This is a genomic window from Chthonomonas sp. (genome assembly GCF_035294165.1).
GTDB lineage: Bacteria > Armatimonadota > Chthonomonadetes > Chthonomonadales > Chthonomonadaceae > Chthonomonas.
In genome coordinates this window covers 1-6600 of sequence record NZ_DATGLN010000252.1, presented here as the reverse complement: position 1 = coordinate 6600, position 6600 = coordinate 1, and the positions used below count along the sequence as shown (strand labels likewise).

The 6600-nt window shown below is 54.8% G+C and carries 6 protein-coding genes; 3 read left to right on the top strand and 3 right to left on the bottom strand.

Annotated features, from left to right (window positions below; genetic code table 11):
* The 3 genes from sigH to VKV29_RS14105 form a co-directional block, all read left to right on the top strand.
* The coding region (gene sigH, locus VKV29_RS14115) for an RNA polymerase sporulation sigma factor SigH (RefSeq protein WP_324201958.1) at positions 1-580 on the top strand (580 nt) is incomplete at its 5' end.
* 200 nt (positions 581-780) lie between these two features.
* Positions 781-1080, top strand: coding sequence for a hypothetical protein (locus tag VKV29_RS14110; RefSeq protein WP_324201957.1), 300 nt, complete (start codon positions 781-783; stop codon positions 1078-1080).
* Between the two features lie 11 nt (positions 1081-1091).
* On the top strand, positions 1092-1289 hold the full coding sequence (locus VKV29_RS14105) for a hypothetical protein (RefSeq protein ID WP_324201956.1): 198 nt from the start codon (positions 1092-1094) through the stop codon (positions 1287-1289).
* Positions 1290-1406: 117 nt separating this feature from the next.
* On the opposite strand, the gene VKV29_RS14100 is transcribed toward VKV29_RS14105, so the two are convergent.
* From VKV29_RS14100 to VKV29_RS14090, 3 genes are all read right to left on the bottom strand, one after another.
* Positions 1407-4910 (bottom strand): ATP-dependent helicase, encoded by a 3504-nt coding sequence (locus VKV29_RS14100; RefSeq protein ID WP_324201955.1) that lies wholly within the window; start codon positions 4908-4910, stop codon positions 1407-1409.
* Between the two features lie 16 nt (positions 4911-4926).
* On the bottom strand, positions 4927-5640 hold the full coding sequence (locus tag VKV29_RS14095) for a hypothetical protein (protein ID WP_324201954.1): 714 nt from the start codon (positions 5638-5640) through the stop codon (positions 4927-4929).
* Positions 5641-5861: 221 nt separating this feature from the next.
* On the bottom strand, positions 5862-6600 hold a 739-nt coding region (locus VKV29_RS14090), incomplete at its 5' end, for a sigma-70 family RNA polymerase sigma factor (protein WP_324201953.1).

The following is a 6600-nucleotide window of genomic DNA, read 5'->3' as shown; positions in this document are numbered from 1 at the left end:
GGAATATCTTCTATATAAGTACCGTAATCTGGTACGTACCAAAGTAAAGTCCTACTTCCTCGTGGGGGCCGAGCGCGAGGACCTTCTACAAGTAGGCATGATAGGGCTGTGGCAAGCGATTGTGGACTTTCGGGTAGACCGTGCCATCGCCTTCCCCGCCTTCGCGAAAGTCTGCATTCAACGCCACATCATTACCGCCATCAAAACCGCCACGCGCCAAAAGCAGATGCCTCTCAACACCTCCGTTCCGCTGGAAGGCCCTCCTGAAGATGCCTCTTCCGACTGGTGCCTCTGCGATATGATCCCCAGCGCCAACGCTCCCGACCCCGAAGAACTGGTGATCCAGGGCGAGGACACACGCGCGCTTCAGGAGATGCTGCGGCAACTGCTCTCGGACTTCGAATGGCATGTGCTTGCTGGCTATCAACTCGGTAAGTCCTACCGGGAGATCGCCGAGGAGCTGCGCTGTAAAACCAAATCGGTAGATAACGCGCTCGCTCGCATTAAGCGGAAGGTCGCAACTCTGCCTCTGGGCGTGGCCAACTTGAGCCAGCTTTTCGCAAACTCGTCCTCGCGCTAATGAACGCGCTAGGACGTGCGCGAAAATGGAAGGGCCTATCTTGTCTTATTTTGTGCTTTCGATAGCAATCCGGCTTCTGCCGTTCTCTACAGACCTGAGAAGTTCTCAGGTCTGATATTGTTTGTAAACCTAGCTCGGTGCAAAGTGCAACAACCGCTCCGTATTCTTTTATAGAAGAACTCTTTCGGAGAACAATGCCCATGAACGACCGATTGCTTCCAGAAGAGGAAGAAGAGCAGGCCGTGGAACAGGCTTTAGGCGACAACCCCCGCGCCGTCGAGTTGCAAGAACTGCGCCATGTGCTTGAAGAGCGATTAAAGGCGTTACAGGCCGACCTTGTGGCTACCCACGAGCCAGAGCAGCGGCGAGCGCTACAGGCCCAGGTGAATGAACTGAAGCGCCAAATCAAGGTGTTGAAACAAGAGGAGGCCATTTCCGATTTTGTTGAGCGCTCGGTGCGTGTCTCGGCTCGCCGTGCTGCTCTGGAAGAGATGTTGTAGGAGTCCATACCATGCAAACCCCTCCCTTGCATACCTGTAAAGCCTGTGGTTTTCGCTACTCCAGCGAATGCGAGCGCTGTCCTCGATGTCACATTCCTCGCGAAGGCGACCTCGCCCGCAAATGGCCGGCCATTCGTGCCTACCTTTTCTTCCTCATCGTCTGCTTCATCGGTGGTATCATCGCCTTCTATGAGGCCGCGAAACACTGACTTTAGCCGTTAAAACGGCACGGCTTTTGTAGGAGCGGGTTTCAAACCCGTCCCTACGATGCTGAAGGCAAACCCGCTTAACCGTTCGCTCTCAAAGCCGCCCAGAGCGGGCAAGGCTTATTCATCATCCGAGTCTTCCTCGTACATGCCGAAATGGCGGTCACACACCCAAAGGTAGGGACAAAGGGAACAGTGCCAACTGCTTCCTTTCGGCGGAAAATGCCCCTGACGAATGGCTTGAAGAGCCTCGGTGAACTTGTTGACGCGCCTCATAGCGTACTGTGTTTGGCCTCGTACCTCTTGCACGCTGCCATCGTGGAGGGAAACGAGTTTTACGGAAATCGAGTGTGTTGGCCAGGTCTGTTCGGCGCCCTTATACAAAAGGGAATAGAGCGGCCTATTCTTATCGTCGTTTCTTAAGGGACGGGGTAGCCAACAGAGAACGGTCACCTTATCATCCTCAATCTGCACCAGAGGAAAGACCGTCCGAACGGGACCGACAGCCAGTCTGATAGTGCAATTCTTGCCTGGTTGAAGCTGAGGCCAGGCAGACAAGAACGCATAGGCCTTCGGCAACAGGGTTTGAGTCGCATAGTTTTTCAGCAGCCGCCCATACATGCTGTCAGCCGAAAGCCCGCGGTTGAGACACTGCTCCAAAAAGTAGTTCTGCATCTGCTCACGTGTAGGAGGTTGTCGTGCATTCCGTTCTTGTAGAAACCATCGTAGGGTGGCCTCGAGCGCTTCACGAAAGCAGAGATAAGGCGAACGTTGCGACTCCTCCACTCCCAGGCCGTAGCGATAGTAGTATTGTCTAGGGCAACGTTTGATGTAGCCTTCCAAGGCGGAGGCTGTAAATGCCTCTGATGAGAGCCTGGTGCCTCGATAGGCCGATGGGGTTGATTTGTTGCTCTCATTGCTAGCTAAGGAAGATGATGAGACCCCAGGCCATGCTCTTGGGGCGCGGCGCGCAGAGGCCAGTGCCGCTAGCTCCTGCAGAAACGGGCTTTCCGTTAACTCATGTCTCCCACGGCTATACGGGGCCGAGAGAAAAAGATAGTCTTTTGCCCGCGAGAGGGCTACGAAGAAAAGTCGGCGCTCTTCTTCGAGGCCATCACTATTTTCCTCAGTGCCGGTGCGGATAAGTGAGGGAGGAGGGGAAACCAGGGCTGCACGCCCTCTTGCCGGATAGTTGCCCTGCACGACACCCGGCAAATAGACTGCAGTAAACTCCAGACCCTTTGCCTGATGAACCGTCATGACCTGGAGGGCGTTTGTGTGACAAAGCTCGGCGGGTAGGCGCAGACGGCGATTGGTGCCGGTGCGTACCAGTTGGCGGGCGTAAGTCACAAATTCGGCCACCTCTTGCTCGGTATCTCCCGGCCATCCTAAGGTCATTTGCAGAAATTGGTAGATCGCGGAGCGCTGCAGCAACATCTCAAAGTCCTCTTGAGATTGCAGCAGGTCTCTTATCCATCGGCTGCGTTGAAAGAGGTATCGCACCAAAAACCGCCAAATATCGGCGCCGCCTTGTGCACATGCGTTAATATCGGCCTGCAGACGCTGTAGGCCGTTTCTCCCCTCATCGCTTAAATCGGGCAGTTCCTGCGCCAGCGTAAGCGCCATGGGAAAGGGGTAGTTCTGGGCTTTTGCGGCGTTTAGCAGCTTCCTGATGTCGGCTTCAGGAATCCTATAATCCGGTAGCGTCCCTAAGGAAAGGAGCGCAATGCCACTGCCGCCCCTAAGCTCTAGCAGAGCCATAAGCCGGCGCACCGCGGGCTGTAGGAGCGGGTCGGCCACCAACTGCACGGGCACCCCATGTTTTAGCAGGGCGCGAGCGATGGCCGCTGCCTGCTCGTTTTTACGACACAACACGGCCTGTTCCTCAAGCGGAATGCCGCGTTCCTTAAGGAGTTTTGCGGTTTGGGCGATCCAGGCCGCCTCTTCCTCTTCATTTTGTGGGCGACCGTAGACCACCGCCGCCTCTGAATGGCCTTGGCGCACGGCTTGCCATTGAGGGGTAGGGCGTCGGCCTTGAGGGGTAGGGCGTCGGCCTTGAGGCGATGCCTCCACATTCGATGTGCCGGCAAATTGCGCTAACAAAGTGACGATGTGTGGGTGAGAGCGATAGTTGCATTGGAGTGGCATATGCTTCAGGCCGGGAAAATCGTGTTCAAGCTGCTGAAGATTGATGGCGGAGGAGCCGCGGAAGCTGTAGATCGCCTGGCGGGTATCCCCCACGAGCCAAAGGCTTTCGCATCGCGCGCTTAGCAATCGCAACAAGGAGAGGGCCGCCCGGTTCATATCCTGGCATTCATCCACAAGAATATGCCGGTACTTTGTTTGCCAACGATCGCGCGCCGGCCGGCTTTTTCTCAGTAACTCGACGGGGCGCATGAGGAGGTCACCGAAATCGAGCGCCCCGTTCTGCTGCAAGCGCTCTTGATAGCGTCGGTAAAGCTCGGCGACCTCCAGGTTGGCGCGGGCTTGTCTTTGTTGAGATGGGGTTGTGGCGTTAGCGAGCGCCTCCTCGGCCAGCTCTCGATAGCGCTGTGGCCCGCAAAGCTCATCTTTCGCTCGCGCGATGCAGTTGACGATGTCCGGTAGAGCTAGGTCGGGCTGTTCCAAGTAGAGCAGCTCCTGTAGGCCAAGGGTGTCTAGATCGTTGGCCAACAGACGTGCCGCCTGGAGGGGTTCCAGCAGTTTAGGGATAGGCGGCAGAGCCAAGAGGTTGGCCTCTACACAGATCAGCTCATAACCGAATGCGTGGAAGGTACCAATCCATACTCTATCGGCTAAAGCGCCCACCGCCTCACGCAGCCGGGAGCGCATCTCTTCGGCGGCTCGATTGGAGAATGTTAGTGCCAGTATCTTTTCTGGGGGTATTTGGTTTTGTAATAGGTGCGCTAGGCGGGCGATGAGTGTGCGCGTCTTGCCTGTGCCGGGGCCGGCCTCTACCAGCAGCCTTGCTTCGGTGGAGACGGCCGCTTGGCGCTGGCTTTCATCAAGGGGGGGCGTCGGTGCGGGAGGTTTTGGTGGGGGAAGGGGAGGCAACAAGAGAGCGTTGGCAAGTTGCACGCCAACGCACACCTCTGACAGGCCGGTTTCCACACAGATGCGTTGGAAATCCCAGTTGGCCTCTAGGAAAGCCTTGCGGAGCCGAGGCGCCGGCAGAAGCAGCTCGGCCGCGTAGAGGTTCGCTTCGAGTTCCTGGCGCATGCGAGGGCTATAGCCCTGCAGCGTTTGTACCTCCGAAGCCCCGTCGCAAGGCATCTGAAACAAAAGGAGTTGGTCGCCCTCTTCTGTAAAAGAGTCGTCCGAAAGATCGGGATGGATTTCCAGGTGGGCGAACTCGTGTGCTCGTGAAAAGCGTTGGCGTTCCGGCGAGACGCCCGGCCCGCTGGCATAATAGATCGCCTTGTAATCCCTGTCCAAAACGGCCAAAGCGCCTGCGAGGAGGGCATCGGTGGGAGCACGCGGATACTCTTGAAAGCCAGTTTCCTCACGAAGTGCTTTCAATACCGCTTCGGCGGGCGCAAGTATCGGCGTATCGAGAGGCATAAACCTTCGCAGGCGCTCATGCCTCTCGTCAGCGCGGCGTTTTAGATCGCTCCAATCCGGCATCGGGTTCCTCGGGTACTCACCCAGGCCGCATTCCTTCCCAGAACTTCCGATCCTCTTCGCTCAAACTCGGCTCGGAGAAGAGGGCCTCCCAAAAGTCTTTTTGATCGGGAAGCTGCGGGGCCGCTTCGGCACGGAAGGCCATACGGGGTGAGAAGGAGGGGCGGCTCTGTGCAAACGAAGCGCGTATCTGCTCTATCGAAAGCTCGGTCGCTTCAGCCAGCTTCTGATAGACAAACTCCGGAATGGACTTGGGGTGCAGGAGCGCGCGCAACAGTTGACTAAGTAAAGGAACCGGCAAATGCAGTTCCCGTGCCCACTGGTCAAGCCCCTGCTTTTTCATCAGAAGCTTTTGCAATCTGGCCAGCGATAGCGGTTCCCCCTCAAGGCCGACGCCCTTCCCCTCAAGGCCGACGCCCTCCCCCTCACTTGTTGGGAAGTAGCGCTCGATGGTTTCGTGGATGATCTGATCGAAGCGGGCTTCTACCTCCGGTGGGATCGCCACCTCCTCTTGCTCTGCTACACGGGAGATGCTTTCTATTTCGAGGAAATCCCAAAGTTCCTCATGGAGATGCTCCGGTGTTTCGCGCAGCCACTCTCCTAACGTTCTGGTCTGGCCGGAGTCAAGCTCTTCGCGCCAACGCAGATAGAGACTTTCTATCTCCTCCTCGGGAGGGGTTATCGGCGGCCGCTTGATCGGTTCCTGACCATTTGTTTTGTTTACTTCAGACATTCTATAGCCCTTTCTGTTGTCCTCTCGAAGGGAAGCGAGAGACCTTAACGTGCATTCTTTCGTGCTGGAGAGGCCTGCATCCGGCAGGCCTCCCATAAAAGTAAATATTTTTTCACCATCCAAAGCGGAAAGGATGTATGAAGATAATCATTGTTCATTTCCTGTACTCTCCATTCTATTGACCTCATTGGTTCGGTTTTAGGCGCGTTATTATATGGGGACTATTCCCGCAATTCATCATTTTCCACTTGAAGGCCAGCGTCTATTAATTTCTGTTGGATACGTCTATTGATATTGCGTACAGTTCTGTCGGTACAGCCTAATATTTGGGCGATCTCATCTTGGTCATACCCGCAATAACGAAGATGCGCTACGTATATTTCTTGGGGCGTTAGGTGGCCTAACAATTCATCCACACGAATGTTACTAAGAGCGCAGCGTTCGACCCCGATCTGAGGTGCCGGGATTGTATCTGCTACAGTCTCTTCATCATCATCGTCTTCACTGATACTGACATCAAGCGATTGCACTACCTGATTATAATATCTTATATATTTCCTAAAGCATTTAATAAAAAGTCTTCTTAATGCAGTATAAAAGTTGCAGCACCAAAAATAGCATTTGTTTAAATCTCCGTGGTATAGTGTCTCCATCAATTCAGTAATAACAACTTGATAAAGCTCTTCGGGATCGGGCACACTGAGGACTTGACACCAGCCATATATGGGGTGTTTCGTTCGTTCAAGGATGGTCTCTAATATCTGTGCCACATCTCGTGACCTCCCAACATTGCGCCAATGGAAAAAGAGTTCAACGAGGGTTTCAGAGTAGACATATTCGGAATGTCCATATCGTACTTGGGCACGTTCTTCAATATAAGATAACGGCTCTTGCTTCAGCTCTCGAACCTGTTCATCTATTTCGGCATGACGATGATACCTTGGATGTTGCGATGTGCCA